Genomic DNA, 21,209 nt, shown 5'->3' with positions numbered 1-21,209 from the left:
CGAATGGGTCAGGGTATCCGCGCGGCTTTACGCCGTGCGGGCGTCAGTGAAGTCGGTGGTGGTGGCGTCCGGCCAGGTGATGGTGATGTGATCGTCGATGACGACGGCGGGAGCGGATGCTGCGCTACCGCCGAGGTGCACGGCGACAGCAACCCACTCGCCGGTCGTGGCGGGGAAGTCGATCGTCGGCACCGCGGCACTGTCGCCGAGGGGGCTGGCGTTGGTGCGGTGCGCGATAGCCGGCGCTCCGCCGGGGGTGAGCGCGACGATCGTGCTGACGCGGCCGTCGGCTGAGACCGAGGCACGGCCTGCGGCGACCTCGTCTGTCGTTGCTTCTGCCGCTGCGATCGCCCACCCTCCGAAGCGCAGCGCGGTGGGTGCGGCATCCGCTTCGAGACTGTCGATACGCACCAACCGCACTTCCCATGCGCCGCGTACGACCGACCAGGTGGTCAGGTGGCCGGCGATCGTCACGTCACCGGCGATGCCAGAGCCGTGGCGCACCTGGGTTGCGGCTGGCGCAATCCAGTGGGCGGCGGCGGCGGATCCGGCGATGCCGACGCCACCCTCGACGCGGGTGTCGAGCAGCGCCATGCCGGTGCGGTGCGTCGCGCGGCCGTCCGAGTGCACGAGAGTGACGGCCTGTTCGAGCGGTTCCTGCCAAGCGTCGCCGTTGAGGAGCGGGCTGGTCGCAGTGGAGTAGCCGATGCGCGCGTAGAGCGGGGAGTCGCCTGCCAGCGAGCCTGGCAGCGCGTGGTCGGTTCCGTGGTTGATGATCATGGCGATGCCGTCGTCGGTCGTGGCGATGACCCAGCCGGCGGCGGGAACGGCGCGAAGCGTGGGCCCCTGCTCCGAAGGGAGCGGTTCGGTTTCGGCAGCCCACACCGGGTGATCGGCCGGAAGCGCGATGCCGAGCAGGCCCTTGGCCGCCCAGTAGGGCGAGCCGGTGCCGGAGTAGTTCTGCGCCAGCCGGCGCCACTCGTGATGCCAGCCGAGGTCGAGCAGCCCCTGCGCGTTCGGAACACCGTTGTCGGCGAAATGCTCGACGATGCGCGATGCCGCGCGCCGCAGTCGACCCGGCGAGACCGACGGCACCCCGGCAAGCACGCCGACCCAGAACGGCGCGGCGGCGGCGAAACGGTAGACGAGGCTGCGCCCTTGAATGAGCGGAGATCCGTCTGCACCGACGAGGGCGACGGCGTCTTGCAGGTACTCGTCGAGGAGCGCGGTGTCGCGGACGGTTCGTCCGCCGGCAAGTTCGTCGGCGCCCTGCATCCGCGCCCACAGTGTCGGGTACAGGTGCAGCGCCCAGCCGACGTAGTGGTCGTACGAGCGCTCGTCCCCGTCGGAGAGCCAGCCGCCCTCCCGCGCGAATGAGTCGTGCAGCGCCAGGTCGGCGTCGACATCGGCCTGCGACCAGGGTCCGCCGACCGAACGAAGGAAGGTCTGCACAACGAGGCGGAACCACAGCCAGTTGGTGCGCGGGTACGTGTCGTCGCCGACCGCGGGGGCGAAATAGTCGATGACGCGCTGCTGTGTGACTTCGTCCAGGCGATCCCAGATCCATGGCCGCGTCATATCGAGGATGAGCGCGAGCGACGCCGCTTCCACCTTCGCCTGACCGTGCTCGTCGAGGCGCACCCACCGGTCGGGAGCCTCGGGGTCGACGCCGGCGGCGATACCGCGGGAGTAGAAGTCGATGAGATGGTCGACGCCTTCGCCGCGTGCCCCGACGATGCGGAAGCCGGCGAGGAGGAACGTGCGGGCGAAACCCTCGAGCCCGTCGATGTCGACGCCGTACCCGCCGGAAGCTCCTGGGGGCGTGATGCGCGCACCGCTCTCGGACGCCCACGGCAGCGCGGCGTCAAGAAGCCGGTCGGCGAAGGCCACCAGATCCTGGCGGGTCCATTCGGTGCACTCGGACGTCACAGGGTTCTCCTTTGAAGACTGTTCGGCTGCTCGCACCTCGGCGGCGACCGTTCGCGAGCGTTAGGAGATTATCACCCTATTTCGATCATAACAATCCTCAAAAGAATGACAACCGATCATTTTCGATCAGCTAAGATGATTCTCGTGATCTCCCTCGAAGACGAGAGCAGCGCGAAAGCGGATGCCGTCGACGCCCCGTTCCGCGGCGTTCTCGCCGCGACATTCGGCCCGGTTGCGGAGGCGCTCTCCGCCGCCGGCCACGCCCTTCCTGCCCCGACGGCGAGCGACCGCAGCGCATGGACCGCAGCCTCCGCCTCGGCGCTTGTGACCAGGGCCGAGGCGGATCGAACGACGCCATGGCCGCAGCCGCTCGCAAGCGCCGCTGCCCGAGTGCACCGCGACGGCGACCGCAGCACCTGGGAGCAAACCGCTTTCGCCCGGCAGCATCGGCTGAGCCGCGCCGTCATCGCCGCAGCGATCTCGCTCGATGATGCCTGGATCGACGAGGTCGTCGACGGCGTTCAGCTCCTGTGCGAACAGAGTTCATGGTGCTGGCCGGCACACGACGACACCTTCGAGCGGCACGGCAGCGTGCTCGCCACCGTCACCGACCCGTACCTCGACCTCGGTGCCGGCGAAGTCGTCGGACAGCTCGCCTGGATCGACCACGTCCTCGGCGACCAGCTCGACGTGCGGGCGCCCGGCATCCGCTCGCGCATCCGCCACGAGGCGCGCACGCGCATCTTCACCCCATTCCTCGCCCGCCGCGACTGGCACTGGCTGGGGCTCGACGGCGATGTGCGCAACTGGAATCCGTGGATTCATGGCAATGTGCTGGTCGCCGCGCTCCGTCTGCTCGACGACCCGGCCGAGGTCGACGTTCGCACCGAGATCCTCAGCCTCGTTGTCGAAGGGCTTGACAGGTACGTGTCGGTGCTGCCTGCCGACGGGGCGATCGACGAGGGATACGCGTACTGGTGGAACGGCGCGTGCCGCGCTCTCGAAGCACTCGATGCGCTCTCGTTCGCAACTGTCGGCGCTCTCGATGCCCGCGAGATCGGCGCGCTGCGCGAGACCGTCGCCTTCCCCCATCGCAGCCACCTGGGTGGCGAGTGGTACCTCAACCTCGCCGACGGCCAGGCCAGAGTCAGCGCCGATCAGCCATGGCAGGCACTGCATCGGGCGGCGCTGCAGATCGGCGATGCGGATGCTGCAGCTCACGCCGCTGCCCACCGCGACGTCGATCCGAGCGAAGCCGCAGGCCTCGGCCGGCTCGTGCGCGCGCTCACCGATACTGCGTGGGTGTCGGCATCCGCTGCGGTGTCCCCCCTGCCTCGCGATGTCTGGCTGCCGTCGACGCAGGTGCTGCTGGCGAGGGAGCAGGCGGGCTCTGCCGCAGGGCTGACGCTCGCGATCAAGGGCGGGCACAACGGTGAGCACCACAACCACAACGATGTCGGGTCGTTCGTCGTGGCATCCGATGGGGTTCCGGTCATCATCGACGCTGGGCGCCCGACCTACACCAAGGCCACGTTCGGGCCCGGCCGGTACGACATCTGGACGATGCAGAGCTCGTGGCACAACGTGCCTGAGATCGCCGGAACCGCGCAGAGCGCAGGCACCTCGTCTGCGGCCGCCGACGCGACAGCGATGCTGACGGATGCCGTCTCTGCCCTGTCGCTCGATATCGCCGGCGCGTACCCCATCGAGCGACTGCGATCGTGGCGACGCACGGCGACGCTCGACCGGGGCGCATCGGCCATCCGCATCGATGATGCGTGGGACGTCGACGGTGCCGTCAGCATAAGGATGCTGGTCGCCGGTGACGTCGTATTGATCGCCGGAGGCGCGCTGATCACGCCGATCGCTGGGGCGTCGCCGCTGATCGTCAGTTGGCCAGACGACATCTCAGTGCAACTGGCGGTGCGCGAACTTGACGATCCGATGCTCAGTGACGTGTGGGGCACTCGACTCACCCGCATCGAGCTCGACGCGAGCGCACGCAGAAGCGTCACAGTCGGGGTAGAAAGAGACACAGCGACGCCCGGTGAACGGGCGAGCCTTCGGAGGGTGAAGCGATGACCGACCAACAGCACGCACCGCTGGCGCACGCGCGCCACGCGCACATACTGTCGGCGTTGGAAAGAGACGGCATCGTGCGCGTCTCGCAGCTGTCTGAAGATCTGCGGGTTGCCGCCGTCACGCTGCGCCGCGACCTGCAGCAGCTTGAAGAGGAGGGGCACCTCGAGCGCGTGCACGGCGGGGCGGTGCCGGTGACGTCTACAGGTTCTGATTCTGCTGCTGGTCCTGCTGGATCACCTGTTGCTGGCGGATCGATCGCCGTACTCGTGCCGTCGCTGAACTACTACTGGCCAGGGGTCGTGCGCGGTATGGAAGAGGAGGCACGGCGACGTGGTCTCACGCTCCTGCTGCGTGGCGCCTCGTACGAGCTGCAAGACGAGCGCCCCGTGCTGGAGCGGCTCGTTGCCGGTGACGACGTTCGCGGCCTGATCGTCGCACCGAATCCAGACGCCGAGCACGCGCAGGATGTCGTGCAGTGGATTGATGAAAGCGGCATCCCCACCGTTTTCGTCGAACGCGACGCGATGGTGCTGCCGGGTCGCGAACCGGTCGAAAGCGTCACCACCGATCACGCGCTCGGCGCGGTGCTCGCGGCGCGCCACCTCGCCGCACTCGGTCACCGCAAGGTCGGGCTGATTCTGTCGCGCGAGTCGCCGACAGGACGCAAGATCGTGAAGGGTTGGGCGACCGCGTGCGAAGAACTGGAGCTGAATCCGTCTGAGCATTTCGAAAGCCAGTTCCCTGATCGCAACGGCCCCGGATTCACGGCCGCTGTGAACGCCGCGATCGACACGGCGCTGGCCACCGGCGTGACGGGGCTGCTGATCCACTCCGACCCGGAGGCGATGGCCTTCATCGACATCGCGCTCAACCGCGGCATCTCCGTACCGGACGACCTGTCCGTCATCGCCTACGACGATGAGGTGGCGAGGCTCTTCACACCGGCGCTCACCGCAGTGAGCCCGCCGCGCGCCGGTGTCGGTGCGGCCGCCATCGACCTGGTGGCCCGGCGCATCGCCGATCCGGACCGGCCGGTGCACCGCGTGGTGCTCAGCCCCACGCTGAAAATTCGGCAGTCGACGGCGCACGCCGCCGAGTAGCTCTATCGTGGGGCTGTACTGCTGCGCTCGACCAGCGACGTCGGCACGACAGCGAGGAACGTCTCGGGTGCAGCGCCCTCGATGTCGGCGACCAGGGCCGTCACGGCGCGCTGGGCGAGGGCGGTGAAGTCCTGCCTGATCGTGGTCAGCGGCGGACGGTAGTTCGCGGCATCCGGCACGTCGTCGAAGCCGATCACGCTGACGTCCTCGGGCACGCGGCGTCCCGCGTCGGCGAGTGCGCGGACCAGGCCGAGCGCCATCTGATCGTTGGCGCAGAACACGGCGGATGCCGCCACCAGGGCGCTTCCCGCGGCGAACCCCGATGCCGCGCTCCAGTCGCCGCGCACCGCAGCGGGCACCTCGATCCCCGCTGCGGTCAGGGCCGCGCGCCAGCCGCTCTCCCGCTCGGCGGCCGCGAACGAGTCGGCGGGGCCTGCGAGGTGGTGGACGGTCTCGTGCCCCAGTGCGAGCAGGTGAGCCGTGGCCGTCGCAGCACCGCCGGCGTGATCGCTGTGCACGGCCGTGAACTCGGCATCGGTCGGCGCGTCGACGACCACGAGCCGGAGGCCGGCGGGTCGTGCCGCCTCGGCGACCTGGGCCGATGCCTCGTTCAGCACGATCGCGCCGTCGACCTCCTGCTCGGCGAGCCGCTCGAACGCCACGGCGACACCCGCAGCCGCGGTGACGACCGTGAGGGCGTACCCGCGCTCGCCGGCCGCTTCGGCTGTCGCCTGCAGCATCCGCGAGTTGCCGACCGTGGCGAGGGTCGTCACGACGAGGCCGATGGTCTGCGAACGGCCGGTGCGCAGTGCCCTGGCCGCGCGATGCGGACGGTAGCCGAGCTCGGCCATCGCCTTCTCGACGCGCTCTCGAGTGGCCGGATCGACCCGCGGGCTGTCGTTGACCACTCGCGAGACGGTCTGTCCCGAGACGCCCGCACGAGAGGCGACCATCGCCATCGAGACGCGACCCGACGAGACGCGGCCCGAGGAGGCACGCCCCGACGAGACAGCCCCTCCGTGCGTCCCCGACCGCCCCGCGGACCCGAGATCGCTGTCGCTCACCGGCATCCTCCACCCAGTCCTGTCTCCACAACTTCGGAATGTTGACGTTACCACGGTCCCTGTGTAACCATGTTTACGTGAACACGATCGAATCTCCGGAGTTGCGGGCCGAGCAGCTCACCGCCGGCGTCATCAAGCGCGCCACCACGCTGGCCGACGGCCGCGAGCTGATCTACTACGACGACCCCGACACCGCGCTCGACGCCGAGCGATCGGTCGACGCGCGCACGCTCGACCCGCGCGGCGAGACGGCGACCATGCGTCTCGACGTCCTCACCGGCGACTGGATCACGGTCGCGGCGAACCGCCAGAACCGCGTGATGATGCCGAGCGCGGACGCCGACCCCCTCGCCCCGCAATCGCCGACGAACCCCTCCGAGGTGCCGTCCCGCTACGACGTCGCCGTGTTCGAGAACCGCTCGCCCGCGTTCGGGCCCGCACTCGCCGAGGTGTTCGGCGCGGCGCCCGCCGCAGGCAACCCGCCGCGCGGGCTCGACGACCTGGCGGCACTCGGCCTCGGCCGCACTCGCACGTCGGTCGGCCGCTGCGAGGTCGTCTGCTTCAGCCCGGAGCACACCGGCTCGTTCGGCACGCAGTCGGTCACGCGCGCCCGCACCGTGATCGAGGCCTGGGCCGACCGCACCGCGGCGCTCTCGAAGCTCCCCGGCATCGAGCAGATCTTCCCGTTCGAGAACCGCGGCGAGGCGATCGGCGTCACGCTGCCGCACCCGCACGGGCAGATCTACGCGTACCCGTACGTCACGCCGCGCACCACGCGTCTGCTCGAGAGCATCGACCGCACCGCCCCCGACCTGTTCCAGCGCATCCTCGAGTTCGAGCAGGAGTCGGACCGGGTCGTGTTCCAGGGAGAGCACTGGACGGCGTTCGTCCCGTTCGCCGCCCGCTGGCCGCTCGAGGTGCACCTCATGCCGCACCGCCATGTGCCCGACTTCGCCGAGACGACGGATGCAGAGCGCGACGAGCTCGCTCCGCTCTACCTGAAGCTGCTGCGCGGCGTGGACGCTCTCTACGAGACCCCGACCCCGTACATCGCCGCCTGGCACCAGGCTCCCGTGAACGTCGGCCGCGACAGCGTGCGCCTGCATCTGCAGCTCACCAGCCCGCGACGGGCCGCCGACAAGCTGAAGTTCCTCGCCGGCTCCGAGGCCGCCATGTGGGCGTGGGCCGCCGAGGTCACCCCAGAGCAGGGCGCCGCCCGCATCCGCGAGGCCATCGAAAGGGCATCCGCATGACCGTCACCGATTCGACCACCACCAGGGACGCCGCACGCGCGCTGTTCACCGAGCTGACGGGCCGCGAGCCCGACGGCCTCTGGTCGGCACCGGGTCGCGCGAACCTCATCGGCGAGCACACCGACTACAACGACGGGTTCGTGCTGCCGTTCGCGATCCCGCACCGCACGGTCGCCGCCGTCGGCGTCCGTGACGACGGCCGGGTGCGCGTCGTGTCGACGATCGCCGACGAGGCGGTCGAGGTCGCCATCGACGATCTCGACGAGCTGTTCCCCACCCTTCGACAGGCTCAGGGACCCGGTTCAGAAGAGGGACCCAGTTCGGAAGAGGGACCCAGTTCGGAAGAGGGACCCGGTTCAGAAGAGGGACCCGGTTCGGAAGAGGGACCCGGTTCAGAAGGAAAGCCCGCGGTCCCGGAGTGGGCCGCGTACCCGCTCGGGGTCGCCTGGGCGCTGCGCCACGCCAGTGCGGCGGCTGCTGCCACCGGCGTCGACATCGCGATCGCCTCCGACGTCCCCGTCGGCGCGGGACTCTCGTCTTCGGCGGCGATCGAGGGTGCGGCGGCATCCGCCCTCAACGACCTGTGGAACGCCGGCCTCGATCGCACCGCACTCGCCCGCGTCGGCCGCCGCGCCGAGAACGAGGCCGTCGGCGCCCCCACCGGGATCATGGACCAGATGGCGTCGATGCTCGGCGAGCCGGACAGCGCGATCTTCCTCGACTGCCGCACCCTGGAGGCGCAGCTGGTGCCGGTCGGCATCGCTGAGGCGGGCCTCGCGATCCTCGTGATGGACACCCGCGTCCAGCATGCGCACTCCACCGGCGGCTACCGTGAGCGCCGCGCATCCTGCGAGCTCGGCGCGTCCATCATGGGCGTCGCGGCGCTGCGCGATGTGTCCGTCGATGACCTGCCGCGCGCGCAGGAGCTGATGGACGACGTCACCTTCCGCCGCGTGCGCCACATCGTGACCGAGAACCAGCGGGTGCTCGATACCGTCGAGGTGCTGCGCACGAAGGGCGCCCGCGCGATCGGCGATCTGCTCGTCGCCTCGCACGTCTCCATGCGCGACGACTTCGAGATCTCGGTGCCCGAGCTCGACACCGCCGTCGAGGCGGCGCTGGCGGCAGGTGCCCTCGGGGCGCGGATGACCGGCGGAGGCTTCGGCGGAGCGGCGATCGCCCTGGTCGAGCAGGACTCCGTGCAGGCGGTGTCGGATGCCGTGGCCGCCGCGTTCGCGGCATCCGGTTTCGCCGATCCGCTGCTGTTCACCGTGACGCCGTCCGCCGGCGCGCACCGCGACGCCTGAGACAATAGGCATCAGTCCCTCTGAAGGAGAAGCATGTCCTGGATCGTCACCGGCGGCGCCGGCTACATCGGATCGCACGTCGTACGGGCCCTTGCGGACGCAGGCCTCTCCCCCGTCGTGCTCGACGACCTCTCCAGCGGCGTCGCGTCGTTCGTGCCGGAGGGCGTGCCCTTCGTGCAGGGCAGCATCCTCGATCGCGAGCTCGTCGAGAAGGCGCTCCGCGACCACGCCGCAGTGGGCGTCATCCACGTCGCGGGCTTCAAGTACGCCGGCGTCTCGGTGCAGCGCCCGCTGCACACCTACGCGCAGAACGTCGAGGGCACGCGGGTGATCCTCGAGGCGATGGATGCCGCGGGCGTGGGCAGCATCGTGTTCTCCTCGTCGGCCGCCGTGTTCGGCACCCCCGACGTGCCGCTCGTCGTCGAGAGCACCGAGAAGAAGCCGGCCAGCCCGTACGGCGAGTCCAAGCTCATCGGCGAATGGCTGCTGCGCGACCAGGCCGTCGCGACCGCAGAGTCTGAGACGCCGCTCCGGCACACCTCGCTCCGGTACTTCAACGTCGTCGGCTCCGCCGACCCGTCGGTCTGCGACGTCAGCCCGCACAACCTGTTCCCGATCGTGTTCGAGAAGCTGATCGCGGGCGAGACGCCGCGCATCAACGGCGACGACTACGACACCGAGGACGGCACGAACGTGCGCGACTACGTGCACGTCGGCGACATCGCCGCCGCCCACGTGGCCGCCGCCCAGCGCCTCGCCGCCGGGCAGCCGCTCGAGCCGGCGTACAACCTCGGCTCCGGTGACGGCCTCAGCGTCAGGCAGATCATGGATGCCGTTGCGCGCGTGACCGGCATCGACTTCACCCCCGAGATCGGGCCCCGGCGCGCCGGCGACCCCGATCGCATCGTCGCCACCGGCGAGCTCGCCGCCCGCGACCTCGACTGGAAGATGCGGTACACGGTCGACGACATGGTGCGGACGGGCTGGGAGGCGCGGCGCGCGGCTCACTGAAGCCACACCGGACGCGCCGACCGTGCAGGTCGAGAGCACTTTCTGCGGATTCAGGACGTTGAAGCGACATGAACAACTGAATCAGTTGCAGAATGCAATTCAGCATGACAATATCGTCATATGAGCTCCACGCCGAAGCATCCTGCCCTGGACGATGTATCGAAGAAGATCGTCGAGCTGCTTCAGGAGGACGGTCGCCGGCCCTACGCCGAGATCGGCCGGGCCGTCGGCCTGAGCGAAGCGGCGGCGCGCCAGCGCGTGCAGCGGATGACCGAGGCCGGGATCATCCAGATCGTAGCCGTCACCGACCCGATGCAGCTCGGATTCCATCGTATGTCGATGATCGGCATCCGCGTCGACAGCGACCCGCGGTCGATCGCACAGGAGCTGACGAAGATCACCGAGCTGGCCTACGTGGTCGTCACACTCGGCACCTTCGACATCCTGGTCGAGGCGGTGTGCGAGAGCGACGAGCACCTGATCGACCTGATCGCCACCCGCATCCGCACGATCCCGGGCATCACCCACACCGAGAGCCTGCTCTACGCCGGGCTCTACAAGGACCTCTACAACTGGGGCACGCGCTGAGGCGCGACCCCGCACCCACATCGGGTCCCTGCCCCTGTCGAAGGGTCCCACCAACGGAGCGATATCAATGGGCACCACTGTCTTCGAGCGCCGCCGTCCCGCCGAGTCGGCGATCGACGAATCCCTCACGGGCACCGCGTTCGGCGTGTTCTGGCTCGACGACGTCGAGCGCCCGGAGCATCCGGCGCTCGCGGGCCATACGACCGTCGACCTGGCGGTCGTCGGCGGAGGATACGCGGGCCTGTGGACGGCCATCCGCGCCAAGGAGCGCGACCCCGGCCGCCGCGTGGCACTGCTGGAGGCATCGCGCATCGCGTGGGCGGCATCCGGTCGCAACGGCGGCTTCTGCGAGGCGAGCCTGACCCACGGTCACGAGAACGGCGTCAACAGGTGGCCGGAGGAGATCGACCGTCTCGAGGAGATGGGCCTGGAGAACCTCGACGGCATCGAGCAGACGGTCCGTCGGTACGACATGGACGCGGAGTTCGAGCGCACCGGTCAGCTGGCGATCGCCGTCGAGCCCCATCAGGTCGAATGGTTCCGCGACGAGCCCGGCTTCCTCGATCGCGAGGCGGTGCAGGCCGAGGTGCACTCGGACACCTTCCTCGCGGGCGACTGGGACCGAGAGGGCTGCGCGATGGTGCACCCCTCGAAGCTCGGCCTCGAGCTGGCGCGCGTCGCCGCCGACCTCGGCGTGGAGATCTACGAGCACTCCCTGGTGCGAGCGGTCGAGGGCGACGGCTCCGGCCCGATCACGCTGGTGACCGAGGGCGGCCGGGTGACGGCGGATGCCGTGGCGCTCGGCACCAACGTCTTCCCGTCGCTGCTCAAGCGCAACCGGCTGATGACTGTGCCCGTGTACGACTACGTGCTGATGACGGAGCCGCTGTCGGCCTCCCAGCTCGCTTCCATCGGATGGTCGAACCGCCAGGGGCTCGCCGACAGCGCGAATCAGTTCCACTACTACCGGCTCACCGGTGACAACCGCATCCTGTTCGGCGGGTACGACGCGGTCTACCACTTCGGCGGCAAGGTTCGCCCGGAGTACGAGGACCGCATGGAGAGTCACCGCAGGCTCGCCTCGCACTTCTTCACGACGTTCCCGCAGCTCGAGGGCCTGCGCTTCACGCACCGGTGGGCCGGCGCGATCGACTCCTCGAGCCGCTTCTGCGCGTTCTTCGGCACCGCGCGCCGGGGGCGCGTGGCCTACGCGACAGGATTCACCGGACTCGGCGTCGGCGCCGCCCGCTTCGCCGCCGACGTCATGCTCGACCGGCTGTCGGGCGTCGCGACCGAGCGGACCGAGCTGCGGATGGTCCGCGAGAAGCCGATCCCGTTCCCGCCGGAGCCTGCGGCGGCGATCGGCATCAACCTCGTGCGAGCCGCGATGAACCGGGCGGACCACAACGAGGGCAGGCGCAACCTGTTCCTGAAGGCGCTCGACGCCGTCGGCATGGGATTCGACTCGTGAGTGCGCTGACCGCCTAGGCCGCGGAGCACTCACGTTCCGGATCAGAGCGCGGTCACCTCGGCGTGCGGCATCCGCTCCCGCATCACCCTGATCGCCTCGGGGTTGTCGTCGACGAGCACGGCCTCGCGCCCGAGCGCCGAGGCGACGGCCCCGGTGGTGCCGCTGCCGGCGAAGAGGTCGAGCACGCGGTCGCCCGGTCGGCTCGATGCCGTGACGATGCGCCGAAGGACGCCTTCGGGCTTCTGCGTCGGGTATCCGGTCTTCTCGCGCCCGGTGGTCGGCACGATCGTGTGCCACCAGACGTCGGTCGGGAGCTTGCCGCGGGCGGCCTTCTCGGCCGTGACGAGACCCGGGGCCATGTACGGCTCTCGGTCGACGTCTTCGGAGTTGAACACGTACTCGCGCGGGTTCTTCACATAGACGAGGATCGTGTCGTGCTTCGTCGGCCAGCGGCTGCGGGACTTCGCGCCGTAGTCGTATGCCCAGATCAGCTCGTTCAGGAAGCAGTCGCGCCCGAACACGGCATCCAGCATCACCTTTGCGTAATGCGCCTCGCGGTAGTCGAGGTGCAGGTACAGCGTGCCCTCGTCGGCGAGCAGCCGCCAGGCCTCCTCGAGCCGGGGCATCAGGAACGAGCCGTAGTCGTCGAAGCGGTCGTCGTAGGCGCGCAGCATCCCGCGAACCCGCTCGTACCGGTGCCCGTGGAAGCCGTGCCGGATCTCGGTCTCGGCCGAAGCTCCGCCAGAACTCCGGAGATCCGCCGCCGAATCCGCCGGAACCGCGGCATCCGGGCCGAGATCGCCCGGGTTCTCCGGAGTTGTGGCGGCACGGCGTGCGGTGACCACCTGGCGCTCCTGCGTCCGGCCGGTGTTGAAGGGGGGGTCCAGGTAGACCAGGGTGAAGGATGCCGAGGGCAGGGTCGCCGCGACCGCGAGGTTGTCGCCCTCGATGACGGTGACCGCGCCGAGCGGCGTCTCCTCTCGCTCCGCGCGTTCGACGACCGAGGTCACGGAGCCCTGCGCTTCAGGGACACGGTGCGCTCAGGGGACACGGTGCAGCCAGGCGTCGGTCGCGAACTTCGACGCCACGAGGGCCTCGGCCTCGGCGTACTCGTCGGGCGCGATCGTGCCGACCTCGGCATCCGTCAGCGAGCGGAAGGTGTCCTTGAAGCGCTCGATGATCTCTGCGCGCGGAAGGCCCGTCTGGCTCCGCAGCGGGTCCACGCGCTTCGCCGCAGACGTCGTGCCCTTGTCGCTGAGCTTCTCGCGCCCGATCCGCAGCACCTCGGTCATCGTCTGACCGTCGATGTCGTACGACAGAGTGGCGTGGTGCAGCACTCCCCCGTTCGCGAGGCGCTTCTGCGCGGCGCCGCCGATCTTGCCGGTGGAGCTCGCGATGTCGTTGAGCGGCTGGTAGATCGCGTCGATGCCGAGGGACCGAAGCGCCTGCAGCACCCAGTCGTCGAGGAAAGCGTACGAGTCGGCGAAGGTCATCCCCTGAACCAGCGAGGCAGGCACGTACAGCGAGTACGTGATGATCTGCCCCGCGGCCATGAGCATCGCGCCACCGCCGGAGATCCGCCGCACGACGTCGAAGCCGTGACGGGCTGCGCCCTCCGGATCGACCTCGTTTCGGTACGACTGGAACGATCCGATCACGACGGCCGACTGGTCCCACTCCCAGATCCGCAGCGTCGGGCGCCGGCGCCCCTCGCCCACGCGAGAGGTGAGGACTTCGTCGAGGGCGAGGTTCATGCGCGGCGAGACCGCCTTGTCGTGCACGACCTCCCAGTCGAAGTCGCGCCACCCCGGAGCTGTGACCAGGGCGCGGCGCACCGCGGTGCCGACAGCCTCCGGGGTGAAGCCGAGCAGCTGCGCTCCCTCGGGCAGCGCGGCGCGCACGGCCGCGGCGATGGCCGAGGCATCCGTCTCCACCGGGAGCCCCGTGACCGCATCGTCGATGTCGTCCAGCGCCGTGTCCGGCTCGAGGAAGAAGTCGCCGGCGAGCCGGAAGCGAGCGATGCGGCCGTCCTCGATGTCGAGGTCGACGACGACCAGCTTTCCACCTGGGACCTTGTATTCACCGTGCACGGTCCCAGCTTAAGCCGCGAGCGCGACTCAGCGCCCGAGCACGACCGCGCGCTCCCCCGCCCTGATCGGCACCGAGAAGCGGTTCTCGTCCGGCGGGAGCGGGCAGACGAACTGGTCGGAGAACGCGCACGGCGGCAGATAGGCCCGGTTGAAGTCGATCACGGCCGTGCCGTCTGGCGCCGGCTCGTCGATCGGCAGGAAGCGGAACCGGTAGGTCTCCAGGCCGTTCGTCCCGTCGGCGAACACCGCGCTGAGCGCACCCTGCGCACCGCGGGTCGTCGCGAGGGTCAGCCGGATGCCGTCGAGCTCGAACCTCAGCCGGCCGGCGAGCGCCGCCTGGTGCTGCACGCCGTCGACGGCGGTGACGGTGATCTGCTCGTCGAGCGCGGGCTCGAACACGGCGGGCACCCGCCAGTGCGCGCGCGGCGGGTAGGCGTCGATCGCGCTGAAGCGCTGCCGCTGCGGGCGCTGCGGATTGAAGACCCGCAGCCCGACCGTCCCCTGGCGGTCGAAGACCCGCAGCTCGCGGCGGCCGAGCCGGATGGTGTCGCGACCGCGAAGCGTCACGCTCGCGCCCTCCGCACCCAGGTCGCTGCCGCGGATGCCGCCGTCGCCGGTCAGCGCCCAGAGCCCAGGCACGCCTTCGACGGCCGCCGGCTCCGTGATCAGCCAGTTGGTCGACTCCAGCGCCGCCGGCCCGTACTCCGCCCCCGCGTAGCTCTCCCTCGACGCGTGCCAGATGTGCCACTCGATCTCGAAGCTCATCGTCGCACCTCCCTCTCGCCGCGAATCTATGCCGCGGGGAGAGGGTGAGGAGGGGAAGACGTCACGGGGTTTCACCCGGCGTAACGCCGGGACTCCGGACGAAATGTTTCAGCGCGCGGGGATGTGCGCGTCGAGCCAAGACAGCACGTCGGCGCGCACCTCGGCCTGCTGCAGCTCGTTGAAGATCTCGTGCCTCGCATCGGGGTACACCAGCGTCGTCACATCGGTCAGGCCTGACCGCGTGCGGTACTCGTCGGCGAGCCGGTGCACGCTCCGCGGGCCTCCGACCGGGTCGTCGCGGCCGACCAGGAGCAGCAGCGGGATGTCACGGCCGAGGTCCTTGCGCGGCCGGCCGTAGAGCTTGGCAGCCTCGATCGGGCCGAACAGCCGCAGCAGCGGCACGTCGGTCGTGAGCGGGTCGTCGTCGAACGACGCCCATACGGCGGGGTCGCGCGAGAGCCATTCGAAGCCGGTCGCGTCCGGCGCCTTCCAGCGCGCGTTCAGCGGCGCGGAGTTCAGCGAGCCCGGCATCCGCAGTGCGGAGCCGGAGAGGATCACGGCGTCCCAGGCATCCGGGTGGTCGTTGACGAGCATCTGCGCGAGGAACGATCCCCACGAGTGCCCGAGCAGCACGAGCGGCAGGTCGGGGTGCTCGGCGCGGATGATGCCGGTGAGCTGCCAGATCGCATCCTCAGCGGCGCGCAGGCCGCCCTTGCCGAGGCGTCCGAGCTTCGCGGGACCGTCGTGCTGGCGGATGCCGGTGCGCCCGTGCCCGCGGTGGTCGTCGGCGTACACGACGAATCCCGCGCCGGTGAGGGCGGAGATCAGTGCGCCGTAGCGTCCGGCGTGCTCGCCGACCCCGTGCAGCAGCTGCACGACCCCTCGCGCCTCACCCGCCGCCGGGTGCACGTCGTAGACGATGGCGATGCCATGGGCGTCGGTGAACTCGCGTGTATCCGTCACGCACCCACACTACTCACGCCCCGCACGTCCCCCACAGCCCGCGAGACTTCACATATGTCATGAAAGCGGGCCATTTCCGTGACATTCGTGAAGTCTCGCGAGCGGTGGTGGCGGGCGCGCGGCGGCGAGCGGGCGGACTCAGCGCGCGAGCGCCTCGATCACGGCCTGTGCCGCGGCCGGGTCGGTCACGTCGTAGCCGCCGACGCCGTCGGATGCCGAGCCCATCCGCACGCCGCCACCCTCCCGCACCGCGCGCTTCGCCGAGAAGTGCAGCGCGTCGACTCCGGTGGCGGCGAGCGCCACGGCGCTGCCGGCGTCGACCCCGCTTCCCGCCATCACCTCGATCTGCCCTGCGGCTTCGGCGACGAGCGCCCGGAGCATCTCGATCCCGTCGATCGCAGCCGAGGCGCCGCCCGAGGTGAGCACCCGCCGCAGTCCGAGCGCACGCGCGGCCACCAGCGTCGCGAGAGGGTCGGCGGTGACGTCGATCGCACGGTGGAGGGTGACGGATGCCGCGCCCGCCGCATCGCGCAGGCGAGCCATCGCGTCGAGGTCGAGCCGGCCGTGGGAATCCAGCGCGCCGATCACGACCCCGTGGGCGCCCGCCGCGACGGCCCGGCGGACGTCGCGCTCGGACAGGGCGATCTCGTCGGCGTCGTAGTGGAAGCCGCCGGCGCGCGGCCGGATCAGCACGTGCACCTCGGGCCCGGCCGCTCTGGCGGTCTCGATCGAGAGCTCGAGCGTGGCGGGAGACGGGGTGAGTCCGCCGAGCGGGAGGGCCTGCGCGAGTTCGACTCGAGCCGCGCCGACGGCTCCGGCGACGCGCACCCCCGCGGGGTCCTGGACGGCGATCTCGATCGCGGGTGTTCGGGTCACGGCTCCATTCTCGCGCGCGTGCGGCCGGGCCGCGGCATCCGGACTTCCCTCCGCCCGCGAAATTACTTAGACTTTCTAAGTAATGTCTGCGTCTGATGAAGCCCTCCACCTCACCGCCACAGACCTGCGCATGGCGACGTTCCAGCTCGCCCGACGCCTCCGCTGCGCCAGGGCGGTCGACGCGATGAGCGATGCGCAGCTCGCGGTCCTCGCCACGCTGCGCATGCACGGTCGCCGCACGATCACCGCTCTCGCCGATCGGGAGCGGGTCACCGCGCCCTCGATGACGAGCATGATCAACGGACTCGAGGAGCAGGGCTTCGTGATGCGGACGCCGGATGCCGAGGACCGGCGCCGAGTGCAGGTGGACATCACCGAGGCCGGTATCGACATAGTCGCGCAGACCATCCGACGCCGGGACGAGCTGCTCGCCGGCATGCTGCACGAGCTCGACTTCTCTGATGCGGAGCTCGAGACCCTGCGTGCGGCCAGCGTGCTGATGAAGAAGGTGGTGGAGAGATGAGCGCGATGTTCCGCTCGTTCGCGAACGTCAACTACCGCATCTGGTTCGCGGGAGCCCTCGTGTCGAACATCGGCGGGTGGATGCAGGCGACCGCTCAGGACTGGGTCGTCCTCACCGAGCTGACGGACAACGACGCCGCAGCCATGGGCGTGACGATGGCGCTGCAGTTCGGCCCCCCACTGGTGCTGGTCAGCCTCACCGGATGGGTCGCCGACAGGTTCGACCGCCGGCACATCCTGCTGACCACGCAGATCGCCCTGCTCCTGCTCGCCGTGGCGGTCGGCGTGCTGATCCTCGCCGACGTGATGACGCTGCCGATGATGTTTGGATTCGCCGCGGCCTTCGGCGTCTTCAACGCGTTCGACGCCCCGGCCAGGCAGGCGTTCGTGTCCGACATGGTCTCGATGGGCGACACGTCCAACGCCGTCGCGCTGAACTCGGCATCCTTCAACCTGGCCCGCATGATCGGGCCCGCCGTCGGCGGCCTGCTGATCGTCGCGATCGGCTCAGGGTGGGTGTTCATCGCCAACGCCGCGACCTTCCTCGCCATGCTCTGCGCGCTGCTCATGCTGCGACGGAACCAGCTCGCCCCCCGGCTGAAGAACCGCAGCCGCGGCGGACTCGCAGAGGGCTTCCGCTACGTGTGGGCGCGCAGCGATCTGCGCGTGGTCTTCGTGACCGTCTTCCTGATCGGCGCATTCGGCATGAACTTCCCGATCTTCGCCTCGACCATGGCGATCGAGTTCGGGTCGGGCGCCGACGGATACGGCATTCTCAGCTCGATCCTCGCGATCGGCTCGCTCGCCGGGGCGCTGCTCGCCGCGCGCCGCGACCGCGCAAGGGTGCGGGTCGTGATCCTCGCGGCAGGCGGCTTCGGCATCGCTGCGTTCGTGTCCGCCGCGATGCCGACCTACGCCACGTACGCCATCACGCTGATGTTCACGGGCTTCATGATCGTGACGCTCCTCACCACCGCGAACGGCTATGTGCAGATGACGACGGATCCGGCGCTGCGCGGCCGCGTGCTCGCCCTGTACATGGCCGTGATCATGGGGTCGACTCCGGTCGGCGCGCCCATCGCGGGGTGGGTGGCGGATGCGTTCGGCCCGCGCACCGCGATCATGCTCGGCGGCACCGCGGGGTTCGTGGCCTGCCTGATCGGCGGCATCTGGGTGCTCACCTCCGGGCGGCTGCACCGGCACGAGAGCAGTCGCTTCCTGATGACCCTCGACGAGACGCGCCCGCTCAGCATCGTCGACTGGGCCGACCCGGTCGAGTTCAGCGACGAGGCCGCGGCGACCACGCCGATCCGTGCGGCCAAGAGGAGCTGACCGGCGTTTGTCAACGCCCTCTGTCCTGTTGCCGGCCGGCCGTATCGTCGCCGGCATGGACGAGAACATGGAGCGCACGCCTCACCCGGAGGAACCGGCTGAGGGTGCCGACGACATCCGCACGCCGGAGCACAACACGGCTCCGGACGGCTACGCGCCGACGGCGGACGACCACGGCGAGCGGTCGCAGGACGACCTTCACGGCAACGCGCAGGGGGCGGCGCAGGGCGGCGCGATCCAGGGCGACAGCTCTCACGGCGAGTCACCCCGGGGCGCGATCCAGGGAAGCGCCGACGAGGACGAGGCTCCGCTGGGCGGCGATCAGACGACCGAGGACCAGCTCGACTCCGACAACGCGGTCGAGGACGACACGCTCAGGACGCTCGATCCGGACGATTCGCCGGCTTGACCACTCACCGGCCTGACCACTCACCGGCCTGACCACTCGACGGGGGAACCGCAGGGATGGGATCGGCCGGCGCCGGTAGACCCGGGCCGGCCGATCACGTCACACGGTCGTGCGCTACGTGCCGAGGACGACGCGCAGCTGCTCCACTGCCCAGTCCAGCTCGGTCGCGCGGATCACCAGTGGCGGTGCGATGCGGATCGTCTGGCCGTGCGTGTCCTTCACGAGCACACCGCGCTCGAGCAGCTTCTCGGCGATCTCGCGACCCGTGCCCCTGGCCGGGTCGATGTCGACGCCCGCCCAGAGCCCGGCGATCCGCACCGCGGTGACGCCGTTGCCCATCAGGGGCTGAAGCGCCGCCTCGAGGTGCGTGCCGAGCGCGCGGGCGCGCTCCTGGAACTCGCCCGACTCGAGCATCTCGACCACGCGCAGTCCGACGGCGGCGGCGAGCGGGTTGCCGCCGAAGGTCGAGCCGTGCTCGCCTGGCTGGATGACGCCCAGCACGTCGCTGTTCCCGACGACCGCGGACACAGGCAGGATGCCGCCGCCGAGGGCCTTGCCCAGCAGGTACAGGTCGGGGACGACGCCCTCGCGATCGCACGCGAAGGTCTCCCCCACCCGCCCGAGCCCGGACTGGATCTCGTCGGCGATGAACAGCACGTTGCGCTCGTCGCAGATCTCCCGGATGCGGCGCAGGTACCCCTCCGGCGGGATGATCACGCCGCCCTCGCCCTGGATCGGCTCGATCAGCACCGCGGCGGTGTCGTCGGTGATCGCGGCGGCCACGGCATCCGCGTCGCCGTACGGCACCACGTCGAAGCCGGGCGTGTACGGCCCGAAGTCGGCGCGAGCCTGCTCGTCGTCACTGAAGCTGACGATCGTGGTGGTGCGGCCGTGGAAGTTGCCGGCCGCGACGATGATGCGCGCCCTGCCTTCGGCGATGCCCTTGACCCGGTAGCCCCAGGCGCGCGCCACCTTGACGCCGGTCTCGACGGCCTCGGCACCGGTGTTCATCGGCAGGACCATGTCCTTGCCGGCGAGTTTCGCGAGCGCGGCGGCGAACGGCTCGAGACGGTCGCTCATGAATGCGCGGCTGATCAGCGTGACCCGGCCGAGCTGCTCGGTGAGCGCGGCCACGAGGGCCGGATGCCGGTGGCCGAAGTTCACCGCCGAGTAGGCGGCGAGCAGGTCGAGGTAGCGCTTGCCCTCGACATCCGTCACCCAGGCGCCGTCACCGCGCGCGATGTTGACCGGCAGCGGGTGGTAGTTGTGGGCGACGTGCGGCTCCTGGGTCCCTGAGCCTGTCCCCGGGATCCCTGCGCCTGTCCCCGGGATCCCTGAGCCTGCCCCCTGGGTCCCTGAGCCTGTCGAAGGGCCCTGAGCCGGTCGAACGGGGACGGTCGTCACTTCGCACCCCGCAGCTCGAGGGTGCAGCACTTGATGCCGCCGCCGCCGAGCAGCAGCTCGGACAGGTCGATCATGATCGGGTTGTAGCCGCGCTCGCGCAGCTGCTTCTCGAACCCCTTGGCGCGCGGCGAGATGATCACGTTGCGGCCGTCGCTCGCGGAGTTCAGGCCGAAGACGGAGCCGTCCTCGTCGGAGACCAGGATCGCGTCGGGGAAGCGCTCTTCGAGGATCGCACGGCTGGCGTCGTCGAACGCGCCGGGGAGGTACGCGATGTTGGCGCGCTCGGGCCCGCCGTTCTCCACGCCCTGCACCGGGTCGAGCACGGCGATCGCGGTGTCGAGGTGGTAGAAGCGCGGGTCGACGAGGTTCAGCGAGACGACCTCGCGGCCGAAGACCTCACCCACCTCACGGTGGCTGTCGCCGGTGGAGCGGAAGCCGGTGCCGGCGAGGATGACGTCGCCGACGAGCAGGAAGTCGCCCTCGCCCTCGTTGACCTCTTCCGGGATGATCGTGTCGTAGCCGGCGGCGCGGAACCAGTCGGCGAAGGCAGGCGCCTCACCGGCGCGCTCCTCGAAGCGGAACTTCGGCACGTATGCGCGGCCGTCGATGAGGAATCCGCCGTTGGCGGTGTAGACCATGTCGGGGTAGCCGGCGAGCGGCTCGATCAGCTCGACCTCGTGACCGAGCTCGAGGTAGAGGTCGTACAGCTTCTGCCACTGCGCGACTGCCTTGGCGGTGTCGGTCGGCTTGGCAGGCTCCATCCACGGGTTGATCGTGTAGCTCACCGTGAAGTGCTCGGGCCTGCACATCAGGTAGCGACGGTGATGCGCGGTGCGGGCGGGCGCGGCGATGGTCTCGGGCGTCGACGCGGGGCTTTCGACAGACATGGTGCTCCTCGAACGGATGCGGCGGACGCTGTCCAGGGGCCCGGCGGTCCTTCGACCCGCCGCTCGCTCCTTCGCTGGCGAAGGGCAGGTGCGGGGAAGATGCGACTCGGGCACGCCGGCATCCATTCTGTCATCCGCCCCTGTGCGCCGCCAGAG

19 protein-coding genes are annotated in these 21,209 nt (G+C 70.1%); 10 read left to right on the top strand and 9 right to left on the bottom strand.

From position 1 onward, the window contains the following. Positions 1-27: 27 nt before the first annotated feature. Positions 28-1,929 (bottom strand): DUF2264 domain-containing protein, encoded by a 1,902-nt coding sequence (locus IPV10_RS03935; protein ID WP_207480626.1) that lies wholly within the window; start codon positions 1,927-1,929, stop codon positions 28-30. 144 nt (positions 1,930-2,073) lie between these two features. On the opposite strand from IPV10_RS03935, the gene IPV10_RS03930 reads away from it, so the two are divergent. Next, entirely contained in the window at positions 2,074-4,011 is a 1,938-nt protein-coding gene (locus IPV10_RS03930) for a heparinase II/III family protein (RefSeq protein WP_307861049.1), read from the top strand. After that, on the top strand, positions 4,008-5,111 hold the full coding sequence (locus tag IPV10_RS03925; RefSeq protein ID WP_207480622.1) for a substrate-binding domain-containing protein: 1,104 nt from the start codon (positions 4,008-4,010) through the stop codon (positions 5,109-5,111). The genes IPV10_RS03930 and IPV10_RS03925 overlap by 4 nt, the downstream gene beginning before the upstream one ends. A gap of 2 nt (positions 5,112-5,113) precedes the next feature. On the opposite strand, the gene IPV10_RS03920 is transcribed toward IPV10_RS03925, so the two are convergent. Next, the gene (locus IPV10_RS03920; RefSeq protein WP_207480710.1) at positions 5,114-6,070 is read right to left on the bottom strand and encodes a LacI family DNA-binding transcriptional regulator; all 957 of its coding nucleotides are present in this window, start codon (positions 6,068-6,070) and stop codon (positions 5,114-5,116) included. 182 nt (positions 6,071-6,252) lie between these two features. Between IPV10_RS03920 and galT the strand changes: the two genes are divergently transcribed. The 5 genes from galT (at position 6,253) to IPV10_RS03895 (ending at position 11,805) form a co-directional block, all read left to right on the top strand. Continuing rightward, positions 6,253-7,428 (top strand): galactose-1-phosphate uridylyltransferase, encoded by a 1,176-nt coding sequence (galT, locus tag IPV10_RS03915; RefSeq protein WP_307861048.1) that lies wholly within the window; start codon positions 6,253-6,255, stop codon positions 7,426-7,428. Beyond that, on the top strand, positions 7,425-8,735 hold the full coding sequence (gene galK, locus IPV10_RS03910) for a galactokinase (RefSeq protein WP_207480618.1): 1,311 nt from the start codon (positions 7,425-7,427) through the stop codon (positions 8,733-8,735). The genes galT and galK overlap by 4 nt, the downstream gene beginning before the upstream one ends. 33 nt (positions 8,736-8,768) lie before the next feature. Next, entirely contained in the window at positions 8,769-9,746 is a 978-nt protein-coding gene (gene galE, locus IPV10_RS03905) for a UDP-glucose 4-epimerase GalE (RefSeq protein WP_207480616.1), read from the top strand. A 120-nt stretch (positions 9,747-9,866) separates the two neighbouring features. Next, a complete protein-coding gene (locus tag IPV10_RS03900; RefSeq protein WP_207480614.1) occupies positions 9,867-10,334 on the top strand; it encodes an Lrp/AsnC family transcriptional regulator in 468 nt (155 codons plus the stop codon). A gap of 67 nt (positions 10,335-10,401) precedes the next feature. Next, positions 10,402-11,805 (top strand): FAD-binding oxidoreductase, encoded by a 1,404-nt coding sequence (locus tag IPV10_RS03895; RefSeq protein ID WP_207480612.1) that lies wholly within the window; start codon positions 10,402-10,404, stop codon positions 11,803-11,805. Positions 11,806-11,846: 41 nt separating this feature from the next. On the opposite strand, the gene IPV10_RS03890 is transcribed toward IPV10_RS03895, so the two are convergent. From IPV10_RS03890 to IPV10_RS03870, 5 genes are all read right to left on the bottom strand, one after another. After that, a complete protein-coding gene (locus IPV10_RS03890) occupies positions 11,847-12,815 on the bottom strand; it encodes a site-specific DNA-methyltransferase (RefSeq protein WP_207480610.1) in 969 nt (322 codons plus the stop codon). A gap of 30 nt (positions 12,816-12,845) precedes the next feature. Next, positions 12,846-13,895, bottom strand: coding sequence for a biotin/lipoate A/B protein ligase family protein (locus tag IPV10_RS03885; protein WP_207480608.1), 1,050 nt, complete (start codon positions 13,893-13,895; stop codon positions 12,846-12,848). Between the two features lie 27 nt (positions 13,896-13,922). Further along, on the bottom strand, positions 13,923-14,660 hold the full coding sequence (locus IPV10_RS03880; RefSeq protein ID WP_207480606.1) for a DUF1684 domain-containing protein: 738 nt from the start codon (positions 14,658-14,660) through the stop codon (positions 13,923-13,925). Between the two features lie 108 nt (positions 14,661-14,768). Beyond that, on the bottom strand, positions 14,769-15,623 hold the full coding sequence (locus IPV10_RS03875; protein WP_207480603.1) for an alpha/beta fold hydrolase: 855 nt from the start codon (positions 15,621-15,623) through the stop codon (positions 14,769-14,771). A gap of 138 nt (positions 15,624-15,761) precedes the next feature. Beyond that, positions 15,762-16,499: a copper homeostasis protein CutC gene (locus IPV10_RS03870; protein WP_207480602.1), complete on the bottom strand. Its 738-nt coding sequence runs from the start codon at positions 16,497-16,499 to the stop codon at positions 15,762-15,764. 82 nt (positions 16,500-16,581) lie between these two features. Here IPV10_RS03870 and IPV10_RS03865 point away from each other — a divergent pair, with 82 nt between their 5' ends. Genes IPV10_RS03865 through IPV10_RS03855 form a run of 3 tightly spaced genes read left to right on the top strand, consistent with a single transcriptional unit; the run spans position 16,582 to position 18,762 of the window. Then, on the top strand, positions 16,582-17,022 hold the full coding sequence (locus tag IPV10_RS03865; protein WP_207480600.1) for a MarR family winged helix-turn-helix transcriptional regulator: 441 nt from the start codon (positions 16,582-16,584) through the stop codon (positions 17,020-17,022). A gap of 5 nt (positions 17,023-17,027) precedes the next feature. Then, entirely contained in the window at positions 17,028-18,353 is a 1,326-nt protein-coding gene (locus tag IPV10_RS03860; RefSeq protein WP_207480708.1) for an MFS transporter, read from the top strand. A 55-nt stretch (positions 18,354-18,408) separates the two neighbouring features. Beyond that, entirely contained in the window at positions 18,409-18,762 is a 354-nt protein-coding gene (locus IPV10_RS03855) for a hypothetical protein (RefSeq protein ID WP_207480598.1), read from the top strand. A 114-nt stretch (positions 18,763-18,876) separates the two neighbouring features. On the opposite strand, the gene rocD is transcribed toward IPV10_RS03855, so the two are convergent. Continuing rightward, the gene (gene rocD / locus IPV10_RS03850) at positions 18,877-20,094 is read right to left on the bottom strand and encodes an ornithine--oxo-acid transaminase (protein WP_374192215.1); all 1,218 of its coding nucleotides are present in this window, start codon (positions 20,092-20,094) and stop codon (positions 18,877-18,879) included. 68 nt (positions 20,095-20,162) lie between these two features. Next, positions 20,163-21,053 (bottom strand): dimethylargininase, encoded by an 891-nt coding sequence (gene ddaH / locus IPV10_RS03845; RefSeq protein ID WP_207480596.1) that lies wholly within the window; start codon positions 21,051-21,053, stop codon positions 20,163-20,165. Positions 21,054-21,209: the final 156 nt, after the last annotated feature.

This window comes from Microbacterium sp. SD291 (assembly GCF_017355365.1).
Taxonomy (GTDB): domain Bacteria; phylum Actinomycetota; class Actinomycetes; order Actinomycetales; family Microbacteriaceae; genus Microbacterium.
Note: the sequence above shows the minus strand (reverse complement) of the source record. Positions and strands in the feature narration are given on the sequence as shown.